21 protein-coding genes are annotated in these 25,424 nt (G+C 70.8%); 12 read left to right on the top strand and 9 right to left on the bottom strand.

Annotated features, from left to right (window positions below; all coding sequences use genetic code 11):
• Positions 1–34: 34 nt before the first annotated feature.
• Both ACX9TP_RS34720 and rlmM read right to left on the bottom strand, forming a co-directional pair.
• A complete protein-coding gene (locus tag ACX9TP_RS34720) occupies positions 35–739 on the bottom strand; it encodes a nucleotidyl cyclase domain-containing protein (RefSeq protein ID WP_482974937.1) in 705 nt (234 codons plus the stop codon).
• A gap of 43 nt (positions 740–782) precedes the next feature.
• Positions 783–1,805 carry a 23S rRNA (cytidine(2498)-2'-O)-methyltransferase RlmM gene (rlmM, locus tag ACX9TP_RS34715; protein ID WP_482974936.1) on the bottom strand — a complete coding sequence of 341 codons (1,023 nt, stop codon included), beginning with the start codon at positions 1,803–1,805 and terminating at the stop codon, positions 783–785.
• A 554-nt stretch (positions 1,806–2,359) separates the two neighbouring features.
• On the opposite strand from rlmM, the gene secA reads away from it, so the two are divergent.
• From secA to ACX9TP_RS34685, 6 genes are all read left to right on the top strand, one after another.
• Entirely contained in the window at positions 2,360–5,191 is a 2,832-nt protein-coding gene (secA, locus tag ACX9TP_RS34710; protein ID WP_482974935.1) for a preprotein translocase subunit SecA, read from the top strand.
• Between the two features lie 373 nt (positions 5,192–5,564).
• A complete protein-coding gene (gene rpsB, locus ACX9TP_RS34705; RefSeq protein WP_482974934.1) occupies positions 5,565–6,557 on the top strand; it encodes a 30S ribosomal protein S2 in 993 nt (330 codons plus the stop codon).
• Between the two features lie 151 nt (positions 6,558–6,708).
• Positions 6,709–7,362, top strand: a complete 654-nt coding sequence (gene tsf, locus ACX9TP_RS34700) for a translation elongation factor Ts (protein WP_482974933.1) — start codon at positions 6,709–6,711, stop codon at positions 7,360–7,362.
• A gap of 206 nt (positions 7,363–7,568) precedes the next feature.
• A complete protein-coding gene (gene pyrH / locus ACX9TP_RS34695; protein ID WP_482974932.1) occupies positions 7,569–8,321 on the top strand; it encodes a UMP kinase in 753 nt (250 codons plus the stop codon).
• 44 nt (positions 8,322–8,365) lie between these two features.
• Positions 8,366–8,923, top strand: a complete 558-nt coding sequence (gene frr / locus ACX9TP_RS34690; RefSeq protein WP_206725852.1) for a ribosome recycling factor — start codon at positions 8,366–8,368, stop codon at positions 8,921–8,923.
• A complete protein-coding gene (locus tag ACX9TP_RS34685; protein WP_482974931.1) occupies positions 8,923–10,251 on the top strand; it encodes a diguanylate cyclase in 1,329 nt (442 codons plus the stop codon). The genes frr and ACX9TP_RS34685 overlap by 1 nt, the downstream gene beginning before the upstream one ends.
• On the opposite strand, the gene cyaY is transcribed toward ACX9TP_RS34685, so the two are convergent.
• Together cyaY and ACX9TP_RS34675 are read right to left on the bottom strand one after the other, a co-directional pair.
• Positions 10,239–10,571, bottom strand: a complete 333-nt coding sequence (gene cyaY, locus ACX9TP_RS34680) for an iron donor protein CyaY (RefSeq protein WP_482974930.1) — start codon at positions 10,569–10,571, stop codon at positions 10,239–10,241. The two genes, ACX9TP_RS34685 and cyaY, sit on opposite strands and share 13 nt — an antisense overlap.
• Positions 10,572–10,584: 13 nt before the next feature.
• Positions 10,585–11,079 carry a SixA phosphatase family protein gene (locus tag ACX9TP_RS34675; RefSeq protein WP_482974929.1) on the bottom strand — a complete coding sequence of 165 codons (495 nt, stop codon included), beginning with the start codon at positions 11,077–11,079 and terminating at the stop codon, positions 10,585–10,587.
• 185 nt (positions 11,080–11,264) lie between these two features.
• On the opposite strand from ACX9TP_RS34675, the gene ACX9TP_RS34670 reads away from it, so the two are divergent.
• Positions 11,265–11,933, top strand: a complete 669-nt coding sequence (locus tag ACX9TP_RS34670; RefSeq protein ID WP_482974928.1) for a hypothetical protein — start codon at positions 11,265–11,267, stop codon at positions 11,931–11,933.
• A gap of 24 nt (positions 11,934–11,957) precedes the next feature.
• On the opposite strand, the gene ACX9TP_RS34665 is transcribed toward ACX9TP_RS34670, so the two are convergent.
• Positions 11,958–15,737, bottom strand: coding sequence for an FAD-dependent oxidoreductase (locus ACX9TP_RS34665; RefSeq protein ID WP_482974927.1), 3,780 nt, complete (start codon positions 15,735–15,737; stop codon positions 11,958–11,960).
• A 250-nt stretch (positions 15,738–15,987) separates the two neighbouring features.
• Between ACX9TP_RS34665 and ACX9TP_RS34660 the strand changes: the two genes are divergently transcribed.
• On the top strand, positions 15,988–16,923 hold the full coding sequence (locus tag ACX9TP_RS34660) for a class I SAM-dependent methyltransferase (RefSeq protein WP_482974926.1): 936 nt from the start codon (positions 15,988–15,990) through the stop codon (positions 16,921–16,923).
• Between the two features lie 12 nt (positions 16,924–16,935).
• Positions 16,936–18,828: a hypothetical protein gene (locus ACX9TP_RS34655; protein ID WP_482974925.1), complete on the top strand. Its 1,893-nt coding sequence runs from the start codon at positions 16,936–16,938 to the stop codon at positions 18,826–18,828.
• Here the strand turns inward: ACX9TP_RS34655 and ACX9TP_RS34650 are convergent.
• Together ACX9TP_RS34650 and ACX9TP_RS34645 are read right to left on the bottom strand one after the other, a co-directional pair.
• On the bottom strand, positions 18,806–19,645 hold the full coding sequence (locus ACX9TP_RS34650; RefSeq protein ID WP_482974924.1) for a glycosyltransferase: 840 nt from the start codon (positions 19,643–19,645) through the stop codon (positions 18,806–18,808). The genes ACX9TP_RS34655 and ACX9TP_RS34650 overlap by 23 nt on opposite strands.
• A 32-nt stretch (positions 19,646–19,677) precedes the next feature.
• Entirely contained in the window at positions 19,678–20,085 is a 408-nt protein-coding gene (locus ACX9TP_RS34645; RefSeq protein ID WP_482974923.1) for a DUF3253 domain-containing protein, read from the bottom strand.
• A 141-nt stretch (positions 20,086–20,226) separates the two neighbouring features.
• Here ACX9TP_RS34645 and ACX9TP_RS34640 point away from each other — a divergent pair, with 141 nt between their 5' ends.
• The 3 genes from ACX9TP_RS34640 to ACX9TP_RS34630 are packed head-to-tail and all read left to right on the top strand — an operon-like array spanning position 20,227 to position 22,219.
• The gene (locus ACX9TP_RS34640; RefSeq protein WP_482974922.1) at positions 20,227–20,451 is read left to right on the top strand and encodes a hypothetical protein; all 225 of its coding nucleotides are present in this window, start codon (positions 20,227–20,229) and stop codon (positions 20,449–20,451) included.
• Positions 20,448–21,869, top strand: a complete 1,422-nt coding sequence (gene sitA5, locus ACX9TP_RS34635; RefSeq protein WP_482974921.1) for a SitA5 family polymorphic toxin — start codon at positions 20,448–20,450, stop codon at positions 21,867–21,869. The genes ACX9TP_RS34640 and sitA5 overlap by 4 nt, the downstream gene beginning before the upstream one ends.
• Entirely contained in the window at positions 21,869–22,219 is a 351-nt protein-coding gene (locus ACX9TP_RS34630; protein ID WP_482974920.1) for a DUF2019 domain-containing protein, read from the top strand. Before sitA5 ends, ACX9TP_RS34630 begins: the two co-directional genes overlap by 1 nt.
• A 73-nt stretch (positions 22,220–22,292) precedes the next feature.
• Here ACX9TP_RS34630 and ACX9TP_RS34625 read toward each other — a convergent pair whose 3' ends face one another.
• A complete protein-coding gene (locus tag ACX9TP_RS34625; protein ID WP_482974919.1) occupies positions 22,293–23,171 on the bottom strand; it encodes a hypothetical protein in 879 nt (292 codons plus the stop codon).
• Positions 23,168–25,405, bottom strand: coding sequence for a glycosyltransferase family 4 protein (locus tag ACX9TP_RS34620; protein ID WP_482974918.1), 2,238 nt, complete (start codon positions 25,403–25,405; stop codon positions 23,168–23,170). The genes ACX9TP_RS34625 and ACX9TP_RS34620 overlap by 4 nt, the downstream gene beginning before the upstream one ends.
• Positions 25,406–25,424 lie beyond the last annotated feature (19 nt).

Below are 25,424 nucleotides of genomic sequence, written 5' to 3'. Positions count from 1 at the left end.
CTGGAGCCTCGGGCTCGCGCCAGGGCCCGGGCGCTCACAGCGTGCCGGGCGCGGGGACGAAGCCGTCCAGCCGGAGCCGCCGACGCTGCAGTCCGCTCGCGCGTCCGCTGCGCACCATGACGTGGGTGCGCTCCAGCTCGGCCCACACCAGCGGCCCCAGCACCTGCCAGTGCGAGGGCGCGTCCACCGTCAGCTCCAGCAGGCTCACCGTCCAGGCCGGGACATCCGCGTCGGGCGTCCCCTCGGGCAGCACGCGGCGCACGTCGCGCGCGAGCCGCTCCCGGGTGGGGCCGTCCAAATCCTCGCGCACGGTGAGCTGCGAGGTGGGCACCAGCAGCGCGGCAAAGCAGTCCGCGTGCAGGCGCAGCACCCGGGCGCCCGGGTACTGTGCGGCGAGGGACTCGGCCGTGGCGCGCAGCACCGCGTCCCCGGTGGGAAAGCCGAAGCGGGCGTTGACGTGAATCATCCCCTGCACGTCGGCGATGACGGCGCCCACGCGCCACCCGTCATGGTGGGCGTGCGTGGACAAGTCGTATTCCTCCTTGAGGAGGCTGCCCTGGGTGAGGGCAGGGACTTGGAGCGCGCCCGTCTTGGCGTCCGGGTGGCCGCGGCGGGCCTGCTCCGCCTGGAGGAGCACCTCCACGGCGGCCTGTACGGGCGCGTCCCGGTGGCGCTGGAGCACCCACGGGTTCAGGGCGATGAGGGCGGTGGCGGTGGCGTCGTCGAGCGGGTAGGGCATCGCGCCCCTTCTGTAGCGCGTCCCGCGTCGCGGCGCAGGCGCCTTACTTCATGCGGTGGGCCGTCACCGTCACCTCGTCCCGGTCATGGTAGAGCTGCCGGACGGTGAGGCCCTCCCAGGCTCCCTCCTGCGTCAGCGTCTGGCGCACGCGCAGCAGCATGGGGTTCTTGTCCTTCATCGGCAGCTTGATGTTGGCCACCAGGTGGCGGGCCCAGTTGCGCCGGCCCCACTTGGCCAGCAGCTGCGCCACCTCGAGCGGACGCCACGCCATGTCGCAGAAGAGCCAGTCCACCGGCTCCTCGGGGGCGTAGGCGAAGGCGCTCTCCTGCACGTGCTGCACGCGCTTGTTGGCGGCCAGCTCCGGCATCAGCCGCGCCGGGTCCACCGCCACCACCCGCGCCCCGCGCGCCACCAGCCGCTGCGTCCAACCCCCGGGCGCCGCGCCCAGGTCCACGCAGACATCTCCGCGCCCGGGCTCGAAGGCCAGCCCGTCCAGCGCCTCCTCCAGCTTCATGGCCGCCCGCGAGGGGGACTCGCCCGCGCGCTTCATGCGCCGACGCCCGCCGGCCGCCAGCGACAGCGCCTCGCGAGCGGGCACCGCGCCCACCACCGTCAGCCCGTCCGGCGCCACGCACAGCCCCACCAGCACGGCGCCCGCGTCGCGCGCCCGCTGCGCGTCGTCCACCAGGCGCTCCGCCGGGAGTCGTGCGCGCACCGCCGCCTCCAGCGCCTCCGCGGGCGCCGTCAGCGTGTTGCCGCGCGGTGTGTCCGGCGTGAAGGCCTGCACCACCCAGGGCGCTCCGCGAGGCAGCGAGCTCACGGCCTTCACCGCGGCCTCCGCCACCGCGTCGGGCGCGCTCGCCGTCAGCGAGACGAGCACCCGGTAGCCCGCCCGGGCGAAGGCGGGCGACAGGCCGGTGACGGCCTCGCTCTCCACCAGGGCCTCGCCCAGCAGGCGGGGATGGGCGCCGGCCCACTCCAGCTCCTCGTAGAGGTGGGGCTCGAAGCCCGCGCGGCAGGTCCACAGCCAGTGCCCCGGCCGGGCGGCCAGCGTTTGTGCGGGCATGGCGGGGACGCGGGCCCGGGGTGGGACCCGGGGCGCGGGCGGCGCGGCGTGTGCAGGCGGTCCGACACCCGCGTTCGCGCCCTGGGCGCCCCGGGAGCCTGCTCCCTGCGGGCTCCGTGAGCCTGCGCCCTGCGGACCCCGGGCGCCTCCGCCCTGGGGAGGCCGAGAGCCCTGGGGGCCTCGGGAGTCCGTGCCCTGGGCGCCTCGGGAGGACGCCCCTTGAGCGCCGCGGGAGCCCTGGGGGCTTCGGGAGCCCGTGCCCTGGGCGCCCCGGGGGGCAGGCCCCTGACGTCCCCTGGACTGACCCGGCCGGGCGGGACGGCGGGGTTTGCCCGCGGGTGAAGGTCTGCCCTGACCGCGGCGTTGATTTCGTGTGGGGGACATTGCGTGTGCTCGGTTCCGCTTTACTGTGAGCCGCTGCGTGTACGGCGACCGGCCAAGTGGAAGTTTCGGGGGTCGCCCGTGGTTTTCAACCGGTTCTCCCTTACACCTCCTGGGATTTCCCTTCACTCGCCGCCGTCCTTCGAGGATTCTCCGGCGAGAGAGTCGACCGAATGATCGAATGGACGCTGAAGAAACTCATCGGGACCAAGAATGAGCGCGAGCTCAAGAAGGCCCATGGGAAGGTAGCCCGGGTCAACGAGCTCGAGACGCGCATGCGGGCCCTCAAGGACGAGGACTTCGCCGCGGAGACGGCCCGGATGCGGCAGGAAATCCAGAACGGCCGGCCGCTGGACGACCTGCTGTTCGAGGCCTTCGCCCTCACCCGCGAGGCGGCGCGCCGCGTCATCGGCCAGCGCCACTACGACGTGCAGCTCATTGGCGGCATGTTCCTCCACGAGGGCTGCATCGCGGAGATGCGCACCGGTGAAGGCAAGACGCTGACCGCGACGCTGCCCTCGTACCTCAACGCGCTGTCCGGCCGTGGCGTGCACGTGGTGACGGTGAACGACTACCTCGCCCGCCGCGACGCGGAGTGGATGGGGCGCGTCTACAAGTTCCTGGGCATGACCACCGGCTGCGTCCTGCACGAGCTGACGGACAAGCAGCGGCAGGAGGCGTACCGCTCGGACATCACCTACGGGCAGAACAACGAGTTCGGCTTCGACTACCTGCGCGACAACATGAAGTTCCGCTTGCAGGACTACGTCCAGCGCGAGCTGAACTACGCCATCGTCGACGAGGTGGACTCCATCCTCATCGACGAGGCCCGCACGCCGCTCATCATCTCGGGGCCCACCGAGGACAGCACGGACAAGTACTACCGGGTGGACCAGGTCATCCCCGGGATGGTGCCGGACCAGGACTACACCCTGGACGAGAAGCACCGCTCCGTGTCGCTCACCGACGACGGCATCGAGAAGCTGCAGAAGCGGCTGAACGTGGGCAACCTGTACGACCCGGGCGAGATCGAGACGCTCCACCACGTCGAGCAGGCCCTGCGCGCGCACACCCTCTACAAGCGCGACAAGGACTACGTCGTGAAGGAGGGCGAGGTCGTCATCGTCGACGAGTTCACCGGCCGCCAGATGCCGGGGCGCCGCTGGTCCGACGGCCTCCACCAGGCGATTGAAGCCAAGGAGGGCGTGAAGATCGAGAACGAGAACCAGACGCTGGCGACCATCTCGTTCCAGAACTACTTCCGCATGTACTCCAAGCTGTCCGGCATGACGGGCACCGCGGACACCGAGGCGGAGGAGTTCGCGAAGATCTACAACCTCGACGTGCGCGTCATCCCCACCAACCGCGCCAACATCCGCAAGGACCAGCAGGACGTGGTCTACAAGACGGAGCGCGAGAAGTTCGAGGCGGTGGCGGAGCAGATCGCCGAGCTGCACCAGAAGGGGCAGCCGGTGCTGGTGGGCACGGTGTCCATCGCGAAGAGCGAGGTGGTGGGCAACTTCCTCAAGAAGCGCGGCATCCCCCACAACGTCCTCAACGCCAAGCAGCACTCGCGCGAGGCGGACATCGTCGCGCAGGCGGGCCGCAAGGGCGCCGTCACCATCTCCACCAACATGGCCGGCCGCGGCACGGACATCCTCCTGGGCGGCAACGCGGAGGTCCTGGCCAAGGCGGCCATGGGCCCGCCGCCGGAGCCTACCACCACGCCCGCCGTGGAGGGGCAGCCCATCGACCTGACGGGCTACCAGCAGGCGCTGGCGGCCTGGGAGAAGCAGCTCGCCGACACGAAGGCGAAGCTGGAGGAGCAGACGAAGAAGGAGCGCGAGGAGGTGATGGCGGCCGGAGGCCTGTTCATCATCGGCACCGAGCGCCACGAGTCGCGCCGCGTGGACAACCAGCTGCGTGGCCGCGCCGGCCGCCAGGGTGACCCGGGCGCCAGCCGCTTCTTCCTGTCGCTCGAGGACGACCTGATGCGCATCTTCGGGTCCGAGCGCATCCAGGGCCTGATGGAGCGGCTGGGCATGGAGGAGGGCGAGGTCATCGAGCACGTGTGGCTGTCGCGTGCCATCGAAGGCGCCCAGAAGCGGGTCGAGGGCCACAACTTCGACATCCGCAAGAACCTGCTCGAGTACGACGACGTGATGAACCAGCAGCGGCGCACCATCTACAAGCTGCGCCGCCAGGTGCTGGCCGCCGGCGCGGGCGTGCCGCTCATCGAGTACACCGAGGACCCGAAGACGCGCGTGAAGTCGCGCTCCGAGCAGATGGTGAGCTGGGCGGACTTCCGGGAGCTGATCCTGGACTCCATGGAGGACGTCATCGTGTCCCTCACGGACACGTACGCGCCCACCAAGGGCGTGGACGGCTGGGACATGGCGGCGCTCACCCAGGGCGTGAAGGAGACCTTCAACCTGGAGATGGGCTTCGAGGGCGTGGGCAGCCGCGAGGAGCTGCAGGAGCACATCTACAAGGCGGCGGAGAAGGTCTTCCAGGCGCGCGAGGAGGAGTTCGGCGAGAACTTCATGCGCTTCCTCCAGTACAACTACCTGGCGACCATCGACCGGCTCTGGAAGGACCACCTGCTGGCCATGGACCACCTGCGCCAGGGCATCGGCCTGCGCGGCTACGGCCAGAAGGACCCGAAGCAGGAGTACAAGAAGGAGGGCTACCAGGGCTTCATCCAGATGCTCTCCGCCATCAAGGCCCAGTTCGTCACCCAGCTCATGCACGTGCAGCCCCGCTCCGCCTCCAGCGCGGCGGAGGAGGCCGCCCGCATCCAGCGCCAGCTCGCCCAGCAGCAGAAGAAGGCGGTGGAGGGGCGTGGCACGGCGGACGGCAAGCTGGACGAGGCCTCGGTCGCCGCCGCGGCCCGGCCCCAGGCCGCCCGCTCGGACAAGCCCGCCGTGGGCCGCAATGACCCCTGCCCCTGCGGCAGCGGCCGCAAGTACAAGAAGTGCCACGGGGCCGCGGAGGCCAACGTCTAGCCTCCCGCCTCAGGTGGCAGGACGCCGGCGCGGCTGTCGCTCCTTTCTCCGGGGCGGCCACCGCGCCGGTCGTCTTTCCAGGGCCGGGTTGGGGGGCCGGAGACCAGGCGGGCGGGCACGGGCCGTCCGTGACGGTACGGACGGTGCAGTGAAGCTTGCGCCGCCCGGAAGGGTTCTGTTAAGGACCCCCCGCCCCTGGGTATGGGGTCGGGGAGCAGTCGAGCCCCGGTAGCAAGGCAGCAACCACTACACACACGCTCGTGCCGGTCGCCGGTGCCTCCGTGAACGGGCCTCTGCAGAAGAGGCTCCTCTTCACGGTCGTCACGACCGGGCTTCGCGAGCGTGGCGGATCACCAACCGGAGAGAGACTCACATGGAAACGCAGGACACGCAGACGCAGGGCCAGGCGATGGCCGCCGCCAGCGGCATCACGATGAGGCAGCTCCTGGAGGCCGGCGTTCACTTCGGCCACCAGACGAAGCGCTGGAACCCGAAGATGAAGCCCTACATCTTCGGCGCCCGCAACGGCATCTACATCATCGACCTGCAGAAGACGGTGACGATGGCCCGTTCCGCGTTCCGCTTCGTGGCGGACATCACGGCGCGGGGCGGCTCGGTGCTGTTCGTGGGCACCAAGAAGCAGGCGCAGGACGTCATCCGCGAGGAGGCCGCGCGCGCCGGTCAGTTCTTCGTCACCAGCCGCTGGCTGGGCGGCACGCTGACCAACTTCAAGACCATCAAGCAGGGCATCGACCGCCTGAAGACGCTGGAGAAGATGGCCGAGGACGGCACCTTCGAGCGCCTGCCGAAGAAGGAAGTCGCCCAGCTCGAGCGTGAGCGCGAGAAGCTGGAGAAGAACCTGGGCGGCGTGAAGGAGATGTCGAAGCTGCCCCGCTGCGTCTTCGTCATCGACCCGAAGAAGGAGCACATCGCCATCCACGAGGCGAGCCGCCTGGGCATCCCCGTGATTGGCCTGGTGGACACCAACTGCGACCCGGACGGCATCGACTTCGTCATCCCGGGCAACGACGACGCCATCCGCTCCATCAAGCTCTTCACCTCGAAGATCGCCGAGGCCTGCCTCGAGGGCGCCGCGCGTTACCGCGCCTCGGGCGCCGCCGAGCGCGACGAGCAGGAGGAGCGCGAGGGCCGTGACGACCGCGGCGACCGCCGTGACGACCGCCGGGGCCCGCGCCGTGGCGACCGCCGTGACGACCGCGGTGGCCGGGGTGGTGACCGTGGCGGTGACCGCGGCGGCGAGCGCCGTGGCCCCCTCGTGGAGATGAAGGGCGCCCCCGTCGCCGCCGAGCAGCCGGCCGCCGAGGGTGGCGAGGCTGGCGGCGAGACGCCGACGGCGGCCGAGTAGCCGTCCCTTCCTCGCGTTGGTTTCAAGGCGGCCGGGTGGCGCAGCAGCGACCCGGCCGCCCCTGTTTCCCGTGTACCGCAGTACCCCTTTTCAACCCTGATGCTCCGCCCGGCGCCTGGCGCCCATGGAGAGGCGGAGGCTGGAGACGAACATGGCCGAGGTCAGCGCCCAGATGGTGAAGGAGCTCCGCGAGCGGACCGGCGCGGGCATGATGGACTGCAAGAAGGCGCTCGCCGAGAGCGCCGGTGACTTCGCGAAGGCCGAGGAGTGGCTGCGCAAGAAGGGCATCGCCAAGGCGGCCGGCAAGGAAGGCCGCGTGGCGGCCGAGGGCCTCATCGGCACCTACCTCCACGGTGGCCGCATCGGCGTCATCGTCGAGGTCAACTGCGAGACGGACTTCGTCGCCCGCAACCCGGACTTCCAGGAGCTGGTGAAGGACGTGGCCATGCAGGTCGCCGCGGCCAGCCCCAAGTACGTCCGCCGCGAGGAGGTCCCCACGGACAACCTCGACAAGGAGAAGGAAATCCAGCGCGACCTGCTCAAGCAGCAGGGCAAGCCCGAGGCGATGCTGGACAAGATTCTCGTCGGGAAGATGGAGAAGTACTACGAGCAGGTGTGCCTCGTGGACCAGCTCTGGGTGAAGGACGACAAGAAGAAGGTCGGTGAGATGATCACCGAGCGCGCCGCGAAGATTGGCGAGAAGGTCTCCGTGCGCCGCTTCGTCCGGTACGAGGTGGGTGAGGGCATCCAGAAGCAGAAGGACGACCTCGCCGCCGAGGTCGCCAAGACGCTGGGCCAGGCGTAAGTCCCACCGCGCCCCCTCTTCCCGGGGGCTTGCCGTGGAAACCGAGGGCCGCGCGCACGGGCTTCCCCTGGAAGGGGGACCGGGCGGCGCGGCCCTCGTCCTTGCGGGCTCCCCTTCGTCCTTGCGACAGACAGCGGACGATGCGGGCCGGACAGTCCGACTCGGGCGTTGATCAGTCGCGAGGCGGGGGATAGAAGCGAACGCGCATGTCCTCCGACACGACGAGCCCCCTCCGTTACAAGCGCATCCTCCTCAAGCTCTCGGGCGAGGCCCTGATGGGCGAAGGCAAGTACGGCATCCATCCGCCCACCCTGCTCGCCATCGCCGAGGAGGTCATCGAGGTGGCGCAGGCCGGCGTGGAGGTGGCCCTCGTCATCGGCGGCGGCAACATCTTCCGCGGCGTGGCGGGTGCCACCGAGGGCATGGACCGCGCGAGCGCGGACTACATGGGCATGCTGGCCACCTGCATCAACTCCATGGCCATGCAGGACGCGCTGGAGAAGAAGGGCGTCCACACGCGCGTGCTGTCCGCCATCAAGATGGAGCAGATTGCGGAGCCCTACATCCGCCGGCGCGCGGTGCGCCACCTGGAGAAGGGCCGCGTCGTCATCTTCGCCGCGGGCACCGGCAACCCGTACTTCACGACGGACACCGCCGCCTCGCTGCGCGCCATGGAAATCAACGCGCAGGTCATCCTGAAGGCGACGAAGGTGGACGGCATCTACAATGCCGACCCGAAGAAGGACCCCACCGCGCGCCGCTACCGGACGCTGACGTACATGGACGTGCTGCGGCAGAACCTCAATGTGATGGACTCCACGGCCATCTCGCTGTGCATGGACAACAAGCTGCCCCTCATCGTCTTCGACCTGACGGTGCGTGGGAACATCCGCCGCGCGGTGCTGGGGGGCGGGGAGATTGGTACGCTGGTGGGTGGGACGGAGACGGCCTGGGCCTAGTGTCCGGGCGCTCCCCGCCGGCAAGCACTCAAGGAGAGACTGCAATGAGTGGAGACGTCGTCGCCGAACTGAAGACGCGCATCGACAAGTCGCTCGAGGACCTCAAGAGGGAGCTGACGAAGGTGCGCACCGGGCGCGCCAGCATCTCCATCCTGGATGGCATCCGGGTGGACTACTACGGCACGCCCACGCCGCTGTCCGGCGTGGCCAGCGTCAACGCGCCCGAGCCCCGGCTCATCACCATCAAGCCGTGGGAGAAGAGCGTCCTCAAGGAGATTGAAAAGGCGCTGCGCGAGGCGAACCTGGGCATCAACCCCATGAACGACGGGGAGATGATTCGCCTGCCCTTCCCGCCGCTCACCGAGGAGCGCCGCAAGGACATCGCCAAGCAGGTGAAGACGAAGGGTGAGGACCACAAGGTCGCCATCCGCAACGTCCGCCGCGACGCGAACGAGGCGCTCAAGACGCAGCTCAAGGACAAGAAGATCACCGAGGACGACCACAAGCGCATCACCGAGACGGTGCAGAAGCAGACCGACGCGGGCATCGCCCAGGTGGACGACATCGTGAAGAAGAAGGAGAAGGAGGTCATGGAGGTCTGATGGCCTCCGTGCTCCTGGCCGAGCCCTCCGTGCCGGTGGCGGGCGCTCTGCGCCGCTACCTGGAGGGGGCCGGCCACGAAGTCTCCTCGGCGGGCAGCGCGGACGAAGCGCTGCGCGCCGTCCGGGTGCGCCCGCCCGACGTGCTGCTGGCGTCGGGGATGGGCACCCTGGACGGCGAGGCGCTGTGCCGCGCCCTCCGCGCGGACGGGCTCTCCGTCCCAGTGCTGCTGCTGTACCCGCCCACCGAGGAGCACGCGGACGAGCGCGCCGTCGAGGCGGGCGCGGACGGGTGCCTGGTGGGGCCCCTCAAGCGCGCCAACGTGCTGACGTGCGTCGGGCTGCTGATGCAGCGCGAGGAGGCGCGGCGACGGGCGGACTCCGCTCAGGCCGAGGCTCCCGGTACGACGCTCGTGCTCACGCGCGACGACGAGCTGCGCTTTGGAGAGCCCACGCCCGCCGCGGGCTCCGTGCCCTTGCGCGGCGAGGCCCGAAGGCCGGAGGGCGGCCCTCCGGGGACGGACTCCCGCGTGGCCTTTGCCCTGGAGGGCTCGGGCGAGGCCCTGGGCCCGGACGGCCAGGACTCCGTATCCGCCGGAGGGCAGGGTGCGGCCTCCCAGGCCGGCATGGGTGGGGCGTCGACGTCCAGCCGGGGGACGGCCTCCCTGCGCGCGTCGGGGTTCGCCATCACCCCCGTGCCGGGGACGTTGATGACGCTGGAGGTGGAGGGACGTCGCGCCACGCGCTCGGACCTGCCCGCCGTGGAGCCGGAGGGGCGCCGTGTCACGCGCTCGGACCTGCCCTCCGTGGGCGCGTCGCCGTCGTCCTCGCCGGACTTCGAGTTCCTCAAGCGGCTGATGCTGATGGAGGTGAAGCGCAGCCGCCGCTACCGCTACCCCATTGCCCTGCTGCTGGTGGAGCTGGACCGCTACACCGAGCGCATTGCCCCGCTCGCCCCCGCCGCCCGCACGGGCGTGCTGGCCGAGGCGCTGGGGCTGCTGGTGGCGGGCGTGCGCGACATCGACGTGGCGGTGCCCTTCTCCGACAGCCGCTTCGTGGTGTTCCTCCCGCACACGCCGCGCTCAGGGGCCCTCGTCGTGGCCGAGCGCCTGCGCGAGCGGGTGAAGGCCCTGCGGGGGCTGGCGGGCACGAGCGCGTCCGTGGGCGTGGCCGTGTCCGAGCCGCCCGCGGGCAAGGTGCCCGCGTCTGGCGGCGGAGCCCAGGTGAGCTTCGGTGGCCTGCTGAAGGAGGCGGGCGAGGCGCTGCGCCGCGCGCAGGCGTCCGGGGGAGACCGGGTGGAGCCGGCGGGAGGGAAGCCTCAGCCGGGGTAGATGAAGTCCACGCCGCTGATGTCGTGGACCACGTCCGCGACGAAGGTGAGCAGCTCCAGGCCCCGGCCCTTGTCGTCCTGCCAGGTGCTGGTGGCCGCGTCGTACGTGAAGTGGATGCCCTGACCCCGGCCGGCCACCCATATCTGCCGCACGGCGCGCTGGGTGTTGACGATGCACTTCTCGCGGGAGCGGGCGGTGAGCGTCACCATGTCACCGGTGCTCTCGGCCTCGAGGAGGTCCGGGTCGATGGCGTCCGCCGCGGCGAGGATGCGGCGGAACGCGGCGGTGACGAGCTGGTTGTAGCGGGCTTCGTCCATCATGGCCGCGCGGGCCTCACTGGATGACGTCGAGCACCTGCTGGCCAGGGGCCGCGTAGAACAGGAACTTCAGCTGCGGCGTCTCCCCGTCCGAGCGCTCCAGGGCAATCACGGTGCCCGGGTTGACGGGCTTGGGGAAGGACTGCATGCCCAGCAGGTGGGCCGCCAGCGCCCCCATGGAGGGCTGGTGCCCCACGAGCACCAGGTTCTGGTCCGAGTGCTCCGTCAGCACCGGCTCCACCGCGCCCACGGGCATGTCCGGCAGCAGGCACCGGTGCACCTTGAGCAGGCCCTCGTGCTTCGTCTCGATGGAGAGGATCTGCGCCGTCTGCACCGTGCGCACCAGCGGGCTGGTCAGGATGAGACCCACGGGGCCCATGCGCTCCGACAGCGACGCGAAGTGCTGTGACGTCGTGGCGCGGGCCTTCGCGGTGAGCGCGCGCGCCTCGTCGCCGAGACCCTCGGGGATCTCTGCGTCCGCATCGCCGTGCCTAACCAGGAAAATCCTCAAATTCCCTCCACCGCTTTCGACAGGACCGCGGTTCGTACACGAGCGCGGCCGGGTTGGTCAAAGGTAATGCGGCGATTGTTCAGTGGCCGGAACAACCCCGTCGTGTCAGAGAGGGAAGGGCGTCACCGGCTGCCGCGCAAGTGGCGGAAGTTCCCGGTGTCCCCGGCCCGTCTGGAGGAAAACGCATGCGCACCGTGCTGTCGGGACTGTTGGTACTGCTGGCCTTCTCGGCTTGTAAGAAGGAAGAGCCCGTACCCCGCCCGGCACCCGGGGAGGCGGCCGAGCCGGCCACCGGCGTCCCGGCGGAAGGGGAGGCCGAGGTCGGTCCGTACACCGTCACGAAGGAGAAGCTGGACGCGTACGTGGGCTACCAGCGGCGGATGCTGGAGGTGTACGGCCCGCTGCTCAAGGGCCTGCACGGCCTGGGCGCGCTGGTGGACGCGGGCACGCCGGAGGCCATGGCGTCCGCGCGCGCCGGGCTGAAGGTGGTGGAGGCCAAGGCCAAGGCGGAAGCCGAGGCCCGGCAGCAGGCGGGGCTGAGCGAGAATGACGTCAACGGCATCGCCGAGGTGGTGACGGCGGTCATCAGCCAGCGGCAGCTCGGCCGCACGCTCCAGTACGAGGAGGAGCTGAAGAAGCTGGAGGCGCTCCAGGCGAAGCTCCCTCCCGAGCAGCAGGAGGGGCTCGCGGCCCAGGTGGCCTCCATGCGCCGCCAGGTGGAGGCCTTCGAGAAGCTGGCCGACGCGCGCCGCGACTACGGAGACGCCAACGTGGACGTGGTCCTCACCCGCGAGGACGACCTGATGAAGAACTACCAGGAGATGCTCCGGGTCTTCACCGGCACGCGCCGGTGAAGACCCTGGGAGTGCCGCCGTGCCTCAGACGCGCTTGAGGTGCGGCGCCTTCTTGAGGAGCTGCGCCAGGTAGACGTCCGCCACCTTCTCCATGACGGTGTTGCCGCGCAGGCGCTGGTTGAGGTTGACGAAGTCCACCTGGTCCAGCCGCTGGTCCTGGTTGTAGCAGGAGAACACCCACGTCTCCTTGCCGGTGAGCGGGTCCACGTGCCGCTGGAGGCACTGGGCGCAGATCTCCTTCATCATGCACTGCATCGGCGAGTTGATGGAGCCGATGGCCTCGTGGCCGGGCTTGAGGTGCGGCTGGAGCACGCCGTGCCGCGCCTCGGCCACCGCGCGCATCATCCGGTCCGAGCCGATGGCGATGATGCGGTCCACCTCCGACAGGGAGATGACGGGCGCGGGGCCCAGCTTGTTCTCCGCGTAGGCCAGCATGGCCTGCACCACGTTGCCCCGGAACGCCGAGTCCTGCGGGCGCCGCGGGGCAATGGTGTCACCCGTGTCCACGGACCACACAATCTGGTCCGTGCCGGCTTCAATCTCGTCCTGCTTGAAGGAGTCCGACTTCTGCCGGTAGCCGGCGAAGTAGACGACGCGGCAGCCGGCCGCCTTGAGCGAGCGGGCGATGGAGAAGAGCACCGCGTTGCCCAGGCCGCCGCCCACGAGCGCCACCGTCTCGTTGTGGCCGATTTCCGTGGGCGCGCCGGTGGGGCCCATCAGCACCACCTGCTCGCCCGGGGTGAGCGCCGCGCACAGGCGCGAGGACGAGCCCATCTCCAGGACGATGGTGCCCATCAGCCCCTTCTCCTTGTCCACCCACGCGCCGGTGAGGGCCAGGCCCTCCATGGTGAGGCGCATGCCGTCCACCACGGGCGCGTTCCGCTCGAAGTTCTGCAGGCGGTAGAACTGGCCGGGGGAGAAGTGGCTCGCCGCGAAGGGTGCGCGGACGACGACTTCGACAATGGTCGGGGTCAGCCGGTTGACGGCGACGACGGTGGCGGTGAAGGCCTCGTCCAGCTTCGCGAAGTGCGCGGCGCGCTGCTCCTCGCGGCGGGCCTGGGCCAGCTCGTCGGTGAAGTCCATGGCCGCGACTTCCTTCGCGTACAGGCGCGCCACTTCCGGGTGGCCGTCCTTCGCGCTGGCCATGGCCTTCACCACGTTGCCCGCGTAGGTGGGGTGGTTGTCGCCGTAGAAGGAGATGAGGTGGCCGTCCTTCCGGTACGACGTGAAGAAGCCCGCCTTCGCCGCCGGGTCCTCCTTGGCCTTCACGGGCTTCAGCTCGAAGCCGTCCCCGGCCTCCACCACCTCGTGGCCCTGGAAGTACTCCCCGCGCGCGTCGAGCTGGAAGGTGCCCGGGTATTCCTTCTCGTACGTGACGTTGGGGGACGTGCCGGCGGCGACGCACACCGTGCGCGCGGGCAGCTCGAAGAACTGGCCGCTGCCCTTCAGCTTGCCGTCCACCGTCACCATGCGCTCGAAGCGCAGCGCGCGCACCGCACCGGACGCGTCCGGCAGCGCCTCCACCGGGCTCATGCGCTCGATGAAGCGGATGCCCTCCTCGAGCGCCTTCGTCACTTCCTCGTGGTTGAGGCGGTAGGCGGGGGACTCGGTGAGGCCGCGGCGGTAGACGAGGCTCACCCCGCCCCAGCCGCGCACCAGCTTGATGAAGTCCGGGTTGCGCCCCTCGGCCTGCGCCTTCTCGCGCTCGGCGCGCACCGCGCGGCCGTGCTCCAGGAAGGTCTGGTAGGCGGCGCGCTCCTCCGCGTCGAGGCGGGCCAGGACGGCCTCCTCGCCGAGGTCCGCCACCAGCCGCTCGTGGCGGGCGAGCGTCTTCTCCACCTGCACCGGGTAGTACGCCATCAGCTCGGTGGCGGTGTCGATGCCGGTGAGGCCGCCGCCGATGACGATGGCGGGCAGCTGCACCTGGAGGTTGGCCAGCGAGTCCTTCTTGAAGGCGCCGGTGAGCTGGAGCGCCATGAGGAAGTCGCTCGCCTTGCGGATGCCCCGGATGAGGTTGTTCTTCATCCCGATGATGGTGGGGCGGCCCGCGCCGGCGGCGATGGCGATGTGGTCGAAGCCCAGCTCCCACGCGTCGTCAATCGTCAGCGTGCCACCGAAGCGCACGCCGCCGTAGATGCGCAGGCCCTCGCGGCGCGCGAGCGTCAGGTGGATGAGCGTGAGGAAGTTCTTGTCCCAGCGCACGGTGATTCCGTACTCGGACACGCCGCCGAAGCCCTCCAGCACGCGCTCGTCCAGCTCGCTGGTGAGCGCGGACCAGTCGCGGATGGGGCGCATGGCGCGGCCGTTGCGGCCCACCAGCTCGTCGGGGAAGGGCTCAATCTTGAGGCCGTCCACGCCGGTGACGCCGAAGCCCTCGTTGAGCAGGTAGTGCGACAGCGTGTAGCCGGCGGGGCCCAGGCCCACGACGAGCACGTTGCGGCCCACGTAGGGCAGGGCGTACGGGCGGCGGACGTTGAGCGGGTTCCACCGGGTGAGCAGCCCGTAGATTTCGAAGCCCCAGGGCAGGTCCAGCACGTCCGTGAGGGTGGCCGTCTCCGCCAGGGGGATGTTCACCGGCTCCTGCTTCTGGAAGATGCACGCCTTCATGCAGTCATTGCAGATGCGGTGGCCGGTGCCGGGGCACATCGGGTTGTCGAGCGTCACCATGGCCAGCGCGGCCACGGAGTTGCCCTCGCGCTTGAGCAGGTGCGCCTCGGAGATGCGCTCGTCGAGCGGGCACCCGTTGAGCGGAATCCCCAGCGGGTTCTTCTTGAAGCTGTGCCCCTCCGCCACCGGGTCCTTCGCGGGGAAGCCCTTGGAGCACGAGTCCTTCGAGCGCTCGTGGCAGATGACGCAGTAGTCCACCTCGTTCATCACGTCGCGCGGGGTGCCGCGGCGGTCCGTGAGCTTGAAGCCGTCGCGGTGGCGCAGGTGGTGCTCGTCGCCCTCCGTGATTTCGGGCAGCTCCGGGTCCGGGCGCTTGAGCTGGACGAGCTGGTCGAACACCAGCGGCTTGGGAATCCGGTGCGTGGGCCATACGTGGAAGACGTCCTTCGTCTCCGGGTGCAGGGCGCGCGCGTACGTCCAGCGGTCCGCCAGCGCCAGCAGCGCGCGGACGGCCTGCAGCTCCGCGGCGTCGTCGCCGTGGGTGACGAGGCTGGAGCCGAAGGCGTCACGCCCCTCCGGCGTGGACACGAGCCCCTCGCGCAGCGCCGCCCAGCGGGCGCGCATCGCCTCGGCGCGGGGCAGCAGCTCCGCGGGGAGGCTGCCGGCGAACAGCCGCTCCAGGTCCATCAGCGTGAGGACGGACTCGGCCAGGCCGCGCTCCAAATCTCCGGTGGCCAGCGCCTCCGGGAAGCCGAGCTGCATCAAGAGCCGCATGCGCGCGTCCAGCGAGGGGAACTCGGCCAGCGAGGGGCGGTCCGCGGCGCCCTTCTTGAAAACGCGGCGGGTGATGAACTCGCGCTTGAAGTCGAAGAGGGGCAGCTCGCCCTTGAGGCGGCCGGCCAGGCGCTCCAGCTCCGACTCGAGTCGGAAGAGCTTCGCGACGAAGCGCGACACGTGGCGGGACACGCGCACGAGCAGGTCCGACTCGGCGGGGCCGGTGAGGCTCGTCCCCCCGGACTTGCGATAGGCCTCATAGCTCTGGAAGAGCTCGGGCTCGTCCTCGGCGAGCTGCGCGTCGAAGTGCTCCATGAGCCGGCGCAGGCCGCGCGGGCGGTAGAGGTCCTCGAAGGTGAAGCCCGGCAGGCCCAGGGTGAGGGTGGGAGCGGAGTCGGAGGGCAGGTCGGTCAGGGCGCGCATATCACTGAAGGTGTGAGAGGAACCTGGGGGAACGGCTCCCGGGCGGGGCCTATTTCGCGGTCAGTCGCCCGGAATGCAAGCGGGCTCAGCACCGCGCGTGAAGGACGGCGATGGGAGCGATTGGCCCGGCTTCGGTTGTAACGCGTCGGGCCGCGCAAGGCACCTGGGCCCGCGTCATGTCCGGCGTGAGGCGCGTCCCACCCACCTGCCGTGTTGTGGGGGCCCGCCCTCGGGGATACGGTGCGCCGCCATGAAGGAACGCGCCCACCGCCGCCATGCGGAGCCCCACCTCGCCCCGGTGCCCGATGCCTGCTACCTGTGCAAGGCAGCCCGGCTGCGGATGAAGTTCCCCGCCCGCGGCGGCGGGGAGCCCGAGGGCGCGGCGGCCTACAACTGCACTTCCTTCGGCCACCGGAGCCACCCGCCTATCTGGGAATGCGAGGACTGCGGGATGCTCTTCCAGTGGCCCATGCGCTCGGCGCAGGAGCTGCTGTCGGCGTACCAGGGCGTGGAGGACCCGCTGTACGTGGCGGAGAAGGAGAACCGCTACCACACGTTCCGCAAGGTGGTGCGGGCGCTGGGGCCGCCCCTGGGGCGGACGCTGCTCGACGTGGGCGCCTACTGCGGCTACTTCCTGGACGTGGCGCGCGAGGCCGGCTTCCGCCCGGAGGGGCTGGAGCTGTCGCGCTGGGCGGCGGGGCACGCGCGCTCGCTGGGCTTCACCGTGCACGGGGTGCCGCTGGCGGAGCTGGCGGCGCGGGGCGTCCAGTACGACGTGGTGACGCTGTGGGACGTGGTGGAGCACTTCGCGGACCCGCGCGCCGAGCTGGAGGCCGCCTTCAAGCTGGTGCGCCCCGGCGGCCGCATCTACCTGTCCACCATCGACGCGGGCAGCCTCGTGGCCCGGGTGCTGGGGGGCCAGTGGCCGTGGCTGATGGACATGCACCTGTTCTACTTCGGCCGCCGCACCCTGGCGACGCTGCTGGAAGAGGTGGGCTTCCACGTGAAGGACACGCGGACGTACACGCACATCATCTCCGCGGACTACTTGCTGCGGAAGGTGGGCGCGAGCTTCCGTCCCGCGGCGCCGGTGCTGGAGCTGGCGCGGCGCGTGGTGCCGGGGGCGTGGGCCATTCCGTTCAACCTGGGCGACAACATGCTGATGGCCGCCGAGCGGCCAGCCTGACCTTCCTCGTCTATGTCCTCACTTCCGCGGCGGGTGCTCCACCCGCTGGTGCTGCTGGCGTTCTCGCTGCTGTCCGCGTTCCACACCTGGCCGCTGCTGTCGAAGCTGAAGGGCCACGTCGCGGGCGGGCGCGAGGACGTGCTGATGAACATGTGGCACCTCTGGTGGATGCGTCAGGCCACGTGGGTGGAGCCGCAGAACCCCTTCTTCTCGCCCCTCCTGCACTGGCCTTTGGGCGCGGAGCTGTACTGGCACACGCTGTCGCCCGCGAAGACGCTGTGGGGCGTGGTGCTGCTGCCCTTCATGCGCGTGGAGACGGCCTACAACCTGGTCCTCTTCAGCACCTTCGTGCTGACGGGGTACACGGCGTGGCTGCTGCTGGATTACCTCCTGACACGCGCGGGCTTCCCGCCAGAGCTGGCGGCGGTGGCCGCGTTGGCGGGCGCGTGCGTGTTCAACTTCTCGCGCTACCACCTCAGCCACTCGATTGCGCACCTCAACCTGTCCGCGCTGGAGGGCATCCCCCTCTACCTGTTCTTCTTCCTGCGCTGGCTGGACGAGGGCCGGCGGCGGTGGCTCGCGGGCCTGGCGCTGGCCGCGCTCTACACGCTGCTGTGTGACTATTACTACCTGCTCTACATCGCGCTCTTCTCCTTCCTCTGGGTGGTGGCGGAGCGCTGGCGCCGCGGGCCGCTCCTGTCGCTGGACACGCTGAAGGACCCGGGCATGCGCCGGGCGGGCCTGGCGGCGCTGGCGGCGGGCCTGGCATGCGTGCCGCCGGTGGTGCCGCTGCTGATGCACGCTTTCCCCGCGCCGCTGGCCATCCACCACGGGGACTCCGACTACTTCACTGACTTGTACGCCTTCTTCCTCCCGGACACGCTGTCGGGCTGGGCGGAGTCGATGCCGGCGTGGGCCCAGGAGTTCTCCGTGGGCGTGGTGCGCGGGAAGATGGCGAGCAACGCGGAGGAGGCGGGCACCTTCCTCGGGTGGCTCACGCCGCTGCTGGCCGTCTTCGCGCTCTGGCGCGGCGTGCCTGACGGGCGGCGCTGGCTGGGGCTGGGGCTGGGCTTCGCGGTGCTGTCCATGGGCACGGTGCTGAACATCGGCCTCTCCGACAAGGTGTCTCCGTCGGTGCTGCTGCTCGCGGTGACGCTGGTGGTGGGGTGGGCGCCGGCGTGGCGCGGGCGCTCCTGGCACCGGGACGTGGTGGTGCTGCTGGGGCTGTGCACGCTGCTGGCCTCGCTGACGCCGCTCACCTCCTTCGATCAGCCGCTGCGGGTGCAGGTGCCCATGCCCTACGTGGTGTTCAAGCACGTGGTGCCGCTGTTCTCCCGCGGCGGCATGCCGGTGCGCTTCGAGCTGCTCACCACGCTGGCCTTGAGTGTCCTCGTCGCCTTCGCGGCGGCGCACCTGGGGCGCCTGGCGTCCCAGCGCGGCGCGGCGGTGGGCCTGGGCGTGGCGCTGGCCGTGGCGCTGGTGCCGAACGTGGAGTACCTCGGCAAGCCGCTGCCCATGCCGGAGCTGCCGAGGCTGCCGCCGGTGTTCGACGAGATTCGCTTCGCGCCCATGCCGGCGGCCGTCTTCACGGACAACGTGCTGGGGCAGTGGGAGCAGACCTACCACCAGAAGCCGGTGTCCTTCGCGCGCCTGTCACGGCTGCCGGTGCGCGAGGCGGCCATGCTGGAGCAGCGCATCTTCCGCGCGCTGGAGGGGCTCCGCGGGGTGGCGGGGGAGGTGTCCCCGGAGGAGCGCGCGGAGATGCGCCGCTTCCTGAAGGACAACCACTTCCGCTGGTACGTCACGCACTACAACCACCCGATGCGGCACCGCTTCGTGGTGGAGGAGCTGGGCGGGGAGCTGGCGCACCAGGACGGCTACGTCACGGTCTACCGCTTCCCGTGACGCTGGCGGGCAGGGACTCCTGCTCCGAGCGCGGCGCGGGGGCGGGGAGGGACAGTCGCTCCAGCCTCCGTCGGAGCTGGAGCAGGCCCCAGAACATGCGCAGCCCGTCCAGGCCGGGGACGACCTTGGAGCCGCCGAAGTCCTCCCAGTCGATGGGGACTTCCAGCGCGCGGGCGCCCTGACGCTTGAGCAGCGCCAGCAGCTCGATGTCCAGGAGCCAGCGCTCCTCGCGCAGCACGTCCAGCAGCGGGCGCAGCAGGGAGGCGCGGATGAGCTTCACGCCGCACTGGGTGTCGTAGAAGTGCAGGCCGAAGTTGGCGTCCGTCAGCGTGGCGAAGACGCGCCCCTGCAGGTGGCGGTGGAGGTTTCGCACCACGCGGCGGCCGGCCATGAGGATGCGCGAGCCGGCAATCACGTCCGTGTCCCGCCCGACGGTGGAGGCCGCCATCCCCACAAGCCGGTGGAGCTCCTCCGCGCTGATGGCGCCGTCCGCATCCACGAAGCCCAGCCACTCCGCGGCGGGCGAAGCGCCGCGCCAGCCCAGCCGGATGGCCGAGCCCTTGCCCTGGTTGCGGGGGGCGGCCACGTAGGTGAAGCGGTGCTGTGCGCCCTTTTCGGCGAGCCGGGCCCGGGCCTCCTCCACGCACGCGCGCTGGGCCGTGGCGTGCTCGGGGCGGCTGCCGTCGTCCACGACGATGAACTCCACCGGCGGGGCGGGGCGCTCCAGGAAGACGCGCGTCAGCTCCCCCACGAAGCGGGGCAGGCGCTGGCCCTCGTTGTAGGCGGGGATGACCACGCTGATGACAGGCTCGTCCACGCGGCCGGTTTGTCACGCGCCAGGCGGGGTCGTCAATGCGAGCCGTCAGCGCCCGGGGCGGCGGCGGTGCGCAGTCTCAGGCGGATGGGGCCCCGGGCGGTGGACGGGTCCACCACCCGGCCGCCCTGGACGATGTCGAGCACGCCTTGCTGGACGAGCCGGCGGGCGGCCTCCCGCACGGGCTCCATGCGCTCGCGCCAGCCGTCCTCGCCGAGCGCGCGTGCCACCTCGGAGGGACAGAGGGTGGCCCCCCGAGCGCGCGTGGCGAGGAGGTCGAGAATGGTGCTCGCGAGGACGTCCTCGCCGCGCAGCTCCGACTTGCGACTCCGGCACCGGTCCGAGCAGTAGCGCACCGAGTCCCAGTCCCGCTCCCACTTCTTGCGCCAGGTGATGGCGCGGGCGCAGACGGCGCAGGACTTGGGAGGAGGGGAGGAGGCCATGTCGCGACTTCGATGCGCGGCGGCCCGGTGGGATGCGGGCGAGGTCTTCTTGAACCATTTTGCGTACGACACGCCAAGACCGACTCAGAGTGAAGGAGCCGATGCAGGACTGTCATGCTGAACCAGGGGCTGCCAGACTCCATGACCGCGATGAGTCTCTCAGCTCCCTCTCCAGGCCAGCTCGTCACCGGCGTCGTCCCGAGCGTCCTTCCCGCTGGCTCGGATGCTCAGGCCAACCACCTCGTGGACCTTGCCTCCGTCGAGGACGAGGGGCTGAGGGAACAGCTCCGGGGCATGGTGCTGCCTGGGAAGCACGACTCCCCGCTCCTCACCGGCTTCGACCCGGAACGGTGGAACCTGGGATGAGCCCGAGTGCGCAGGTTCGCCGCCAGACCCGGGGCGCGTGCTCCAGGGCGGGGCACCCGGTGCCCCACCGGGTGCTCGTGCTGCTGACCCTCCTGCTCGCTGGCTGTGGTAGCGCCACCCGCTCCGTGCGACTGGACACGGGCGAGGGTAGGCCCATCGTCTTCACCCCGCGCGCCGCCGCCGTGGAGCCGGTGACGCTGGGGACCGGCGACTTCAAGGAGGCCGTCGCGGAGCTGGCTCGTGATGTGCGGCCGTCCTCCAGGCCGATGGAGCACGCGAGGCGCCTGTTCCAGGTCTCCCCCCGGAATGCGTACCGGGGCATGAGGAGGAGCCTGGGGCTCGTGTCGGTGGGGACGGGGGAGGAGGTCCCCCGCGAGGACTTGTCGCTCCTTCCAGTGTCCGGGTCGGACTCCGAGCTGACGCGTGCCTATGGACGGTGGTGCGAGCGAAAGTCGAAGCCCGGCGACTGCCTGCGCCTGCTGGACGAGGACCCCACGCTGCGCGGGGAGGGGCGTTACTCGCTGGCCATGGCCATCGCCCTGGACTCGGTGTGGGACGGGGCGAAGGAGGCGCTGGGGGAGCTGGCGGACCCGGTGGCGGTGCAGGCCACCCTCGTCTCCGGCATGGCCATGTACATGATGCTCTGGGTGCTTCCCGAGCCCGTGTCCAAGGGCCTGGCGGCGGCGCTCACCGTCAGCATGGTGGCTTGGCTCGGGGTGGGCACCGTCTGGGACATCATCCAGGGGTGGATTCATCTCGTGGAGGCGGTGGACCGGGCCGCCTCCTTCGACGAGGTGCGTGAGGCCGGCGAGCGGTACGGCGAGGTGCTGGGCGCCAACGCCGCGCGCATCTTCGTCATGCTGGCCACCGCGAGCCTGGGGCGCACGGCGGGGCTGGCCACGAAGGCGGCGCGCCTGCCCGGCTACGGCCAGGCGGTGGCAGTGGCCGAGGTGCAGGCGGGGGTGCGGCTCGCGGCCGTTTCTCAGGTGGGGTCGGTGGCCCTTGCTTCAGAGGGCTTCACCGTTGCCCTGGCGCCAGGAGCCGTGGCGATGACGGCCTGGGGCGCTGGCGGGTCCACCGCGGGGGCCGGTCTGCCCGGCTATCGCGCCTTCAGGTCCTTCAAGTCGTTCAAGAGCGCCATGGGCCCGGCGGGCAAGGACAAGAACTGGCACCACATCGTCGAGCAGACGGAGGGGAACGTCGAGCGCTTCGGTCCCGAGGCGCTCCACAACACGGAGAACGTCATCCGGCTGGATGCCGGACTCCACACCCACGTGAGCGCGCTCTACTCGTCCATCCGCTTCGACATCACCAGCTCCACCCTGACCGTGCGCAAGTGGCTGAGCACCCAGCCCTACGAGGCGCAACGTGCGTTCGGACTGCGGGCAATCGAAAAAGTTCGCCTGGGCATCTGGTAATGGAGATGGAAACGCTCGTCGAGGAGTTTGCCCGCGGTATCGCCGCGCAGACCGACTGCATCCTCAAGGGGGACGCGAAGACGGGGAACAAGCACGCCAGGCGCGCGCTTGCGGCGTTCAACGAGCTCCGCGAGCAGGGCGATGCGGGACGGGATGCTCTTGCTGTCCTCTTCACCCATCCACGCATGGACGTGCGCGTCACCGCCGCTGCCTTCCTGTTGCGGCACCGGACGGCGGAGGCGAGAAGGGTATTGGAGGAGGCCGCGAAGGGGCAGGGGCTCGCTGCGCTTGGCGCGGCACAGACGCTGAAGAACTGGGAAGCGGGCACCTGGACGCTTGACCCCGCGTAGTCCGGGGGGGCGCCTGATGCCCACGGTTGGAAGACCGGGAGGATGCATTGGAGTGGACCGCGCTCAGCCCGGCCTAACGGCGCTTCCGGCTGCCGCGGCGCTTGTCTCCAGACTTGCGAGGGCGCGAGCCCACCTGCTGTGTCGAGGGGGGCGGCGTCTCGGGCCTGGCCCGGGGAGTGCCCGCTTGCGAGCGAGGCTGCTGCACCTCTCCCGTCCTGGTGTGGCGAGGCTGGGGGAGCACCTGTGCTCCCGTCGCGGTCGGCCGGGCGCGGGTGTCGGGCGTGGACTTCGCCTGGGGGGAGGCCTTCGTAGCGGGAGCGGCCGCCCCACTGCGGGCTGGCTTGGAGGACGTGGCCTGCCGGGGGCGCGAGGTTCGCGCTTCGGGAGCTGGTGCGGGCCTCGCGGCAGCAGCCTCAATGGTGCGTGGAGCTCGCTCCGTGGGCCCGGTCGGCTTCGCGCTCGGCTCGCGCCCGGCTGGGGCCTGCACCTCGGGCGAGGTCTTCGCGACGGAAGGCGCCACCGCCGGCACGGGCCGCTCATCTCCGGGCGGCCTGCCGCCGCCACCCCGGGCCTTCAGCTCCTCCACCTCACGCCGCAGGCGAATGACCTCGGCGGAGAGCTGCGCGTACGAGTCGCGCACGTGCCCGTTGAAGACGCGCTGCCTTCCGAGCGCCTCGTTGATGAACACCTGGCACGACTTGCGGAAGGCCCACTTGGCCACCAGCACGAGCTGGCCCGCGCCGCCCCGGTGCGTGTGCAAGGGCAGCGCGCGCGTGGCGTCCGCGTTCTCCTCCAGCGCGTGCAGGTTGAACGTCAGCGGCTCCACCCGGGGCTCCACGCCCTCGGGGGGCACCTCCAGCGGCTCCGACGTGGGGAGGCCGCGCGTGCGCAGGCGCTCCTCGATTCGGGAGATGAGCTCCCGCGCGGGAATGTCGCGTCCCAGCAGCTTCATTGGCGATTCTCCTCGAGGATGCGCTCCAGCTCCTCACGGTAGGCCGCCACCACCTGTGGCCAGCCCTGCTTCTTCACGTACGCCAGGCCCTTCTTCCCCAGGGGCGCTCGCTGCTCGCCCACCTCGCGCAGGCCCTGGATGAACGACTCCAGGTCCGTGTACGTCCGCCCCGCTCCGCTGCGCTCCACCTGGCCCACCAGCACGTCCGAGCGCCCGTTCACCAGCACCGGCGTGCCCTGCGCGAAGGACTCCAGCGTCAAGAGCGACAGGCTCTCGTACCGGGACGGCACCACCACCGCCAGCGCCCCGGCCAGCGCGTCGTGCTTGTCCTGCTCCTCGATGCGGCCCAGGTAGCGCACGCCCTCGCCGGACAGCTCCATGTTCGTGTCGCCCGCCAGCACCAGGTCCGGCGCGTCCGCGTACCGCTGCTTCAGCGCGCGGTGGTACTCGAGCAATTCCCCCACGCCCTTGCCCGGCTCCTGCCGCCCCACGTAGAGCAGGTAGTGCTTGCGGATGCCGTGCTTCTCGCGGAAGCGCGCGGCGTCCGCGGCGGGCCGGTCCACGCCCACGCCCACCACCCGCGTCCGCGCGTGGTCCGGGAAGTACTTCTCGATGATGGTCAGCTCCTCCGGCGTGAGGCAGAGGAGGGCGCGCGGGCGCTCGAAGACGTCCCGGTACACGCCGAAGCGGATGGGCGACTCGTCGTGCGTGGTGGGCACCAGCAGCGCACGGTCCGCCACCAGCGGCAGGCCCCACACCGTGGGCGCGTAGAGGTACGTGAAGAACAGGTAGCCGTCGTACGCGTCGCGCGTGGTGGCCAGGTGGTTGAGCAGCCCCGGGCACAGCGGGCCCTGCTCCGCCACCCACTGCTCCTCGCGCAGCCGCTCGTGGGGCTTGTCGAACACCTGCCGCGACAGCCCGTTGAAGCCCCGGATGTTGCGCGCCCGCGTCGACGGGAAGCGCAGCACCTGGATGCCGTCCACCTCGTCCGGCCCGGGCGGGAAGACGTTCTCCCAGGACAGGTGGTTCTTCGCGCACGTGGTCAGCACCGTGAGGTCCCAGTGCGGGGCCATGTGCTCGGCCACCTGCGCGGCCAGCTTCTCCGCGCCGCCCGTCACCTCGCCGTAGCGCTGCACCACCAGCGCCACGCGCGGCCGCTTCGGGGCCTTGCGCGGGCGCGGCGCGGGCGGAGTCAGGAATCCGTCCAGCGCGCGCGAGAGGGCGAGCTGCGCGGACGCCGCGGAGAAGTGCTCCAGCCGGCGCGTCTGCCCGGCGATGACGGGCTCGCGCAGGGACAGGTCCTCGCTCAGGTCCACCGCGAGCTCGGCGAGGAAGGCGAAGCGCTTCTGGTCGAAGGCCACCCCCGCGCCGCCGAGAGTCTCCGGCACCGCTGCCGCCGCGTACGCCATCACCGGTACTTCGGCCGCCATGGCCTCGATGAGCGGGACGCCGAAGCCCTCGTGCTCGCTCATGGAGACGAAGACGGACGCGGAGCGGTACGCCGCCACGAGCTGCGCGTGGCTCAGCCGCCCCAGGAAGTGCACGCCGCCCAGGCCCTTCGCTTCACGCTGGAGCGCCTTGAAGTAGCGGCTGCCCGCCTCATACCCGCCCACCATCAACAGCCGCGCCTGGGGCCGCAGCCGCAGCAATTCGCGGTGCAGGGTGAGGAGGTCCTCGAAGCGCTTGTGCGGCATCACCCGGCTGACGCCCAGCAGCACGGGGCCGGGGCCGGAGAGCTGCCGCAGCATCTTCGGGTCCGCGCTGTCGCGGCTGAAGCGCTCCGGCTCGATGAAGAGCGGCACCGTGTGGACGTTGCGGTAGCCCGCCGCGCGCAGCTCCGCGGCGTTGAAGTCCGACACGCCGATGGCCACGTCCGCGAAGGGCGCCATGGCCGCGAGCTGGGCGCGCCCCGCCACCAGCGCATCCGCCAGCGGCAGGCCCGCGTAGAAGCGCGCGGGGCTGATGTTGTGGAACACCACGCCGCGGCGGCAGGGCAGGTGCATGAGCCGGCTGCTCAGCGGCGAGGCGATGCCGTGGTGATAGAGGACCAGGTCTCCGGGCTCGGGCCGCAGCGCGGAGGCGGGACTGGCCAGGCCCTCCAGGCCCGCGCCCACCTCGTCCGCGTACAGCGCGCCCGCGTGGCCCATGCGGCGCAGCAGCAGCTGGAGGTGCAGCGCGGCCTGCCCGGTGGCGTCTCCGGGGACGAAGCTCGGTATCAACTGGTGGATCGCCATGCGCGCCCTGCCTATCACA

The sequence above is a fragment of the Pyxidicoccus sp. M15 genome, assembly GCF_056858435.1.
This window is presented reverse-complemented; position numbering and strand designations above follow the sequence as displayed.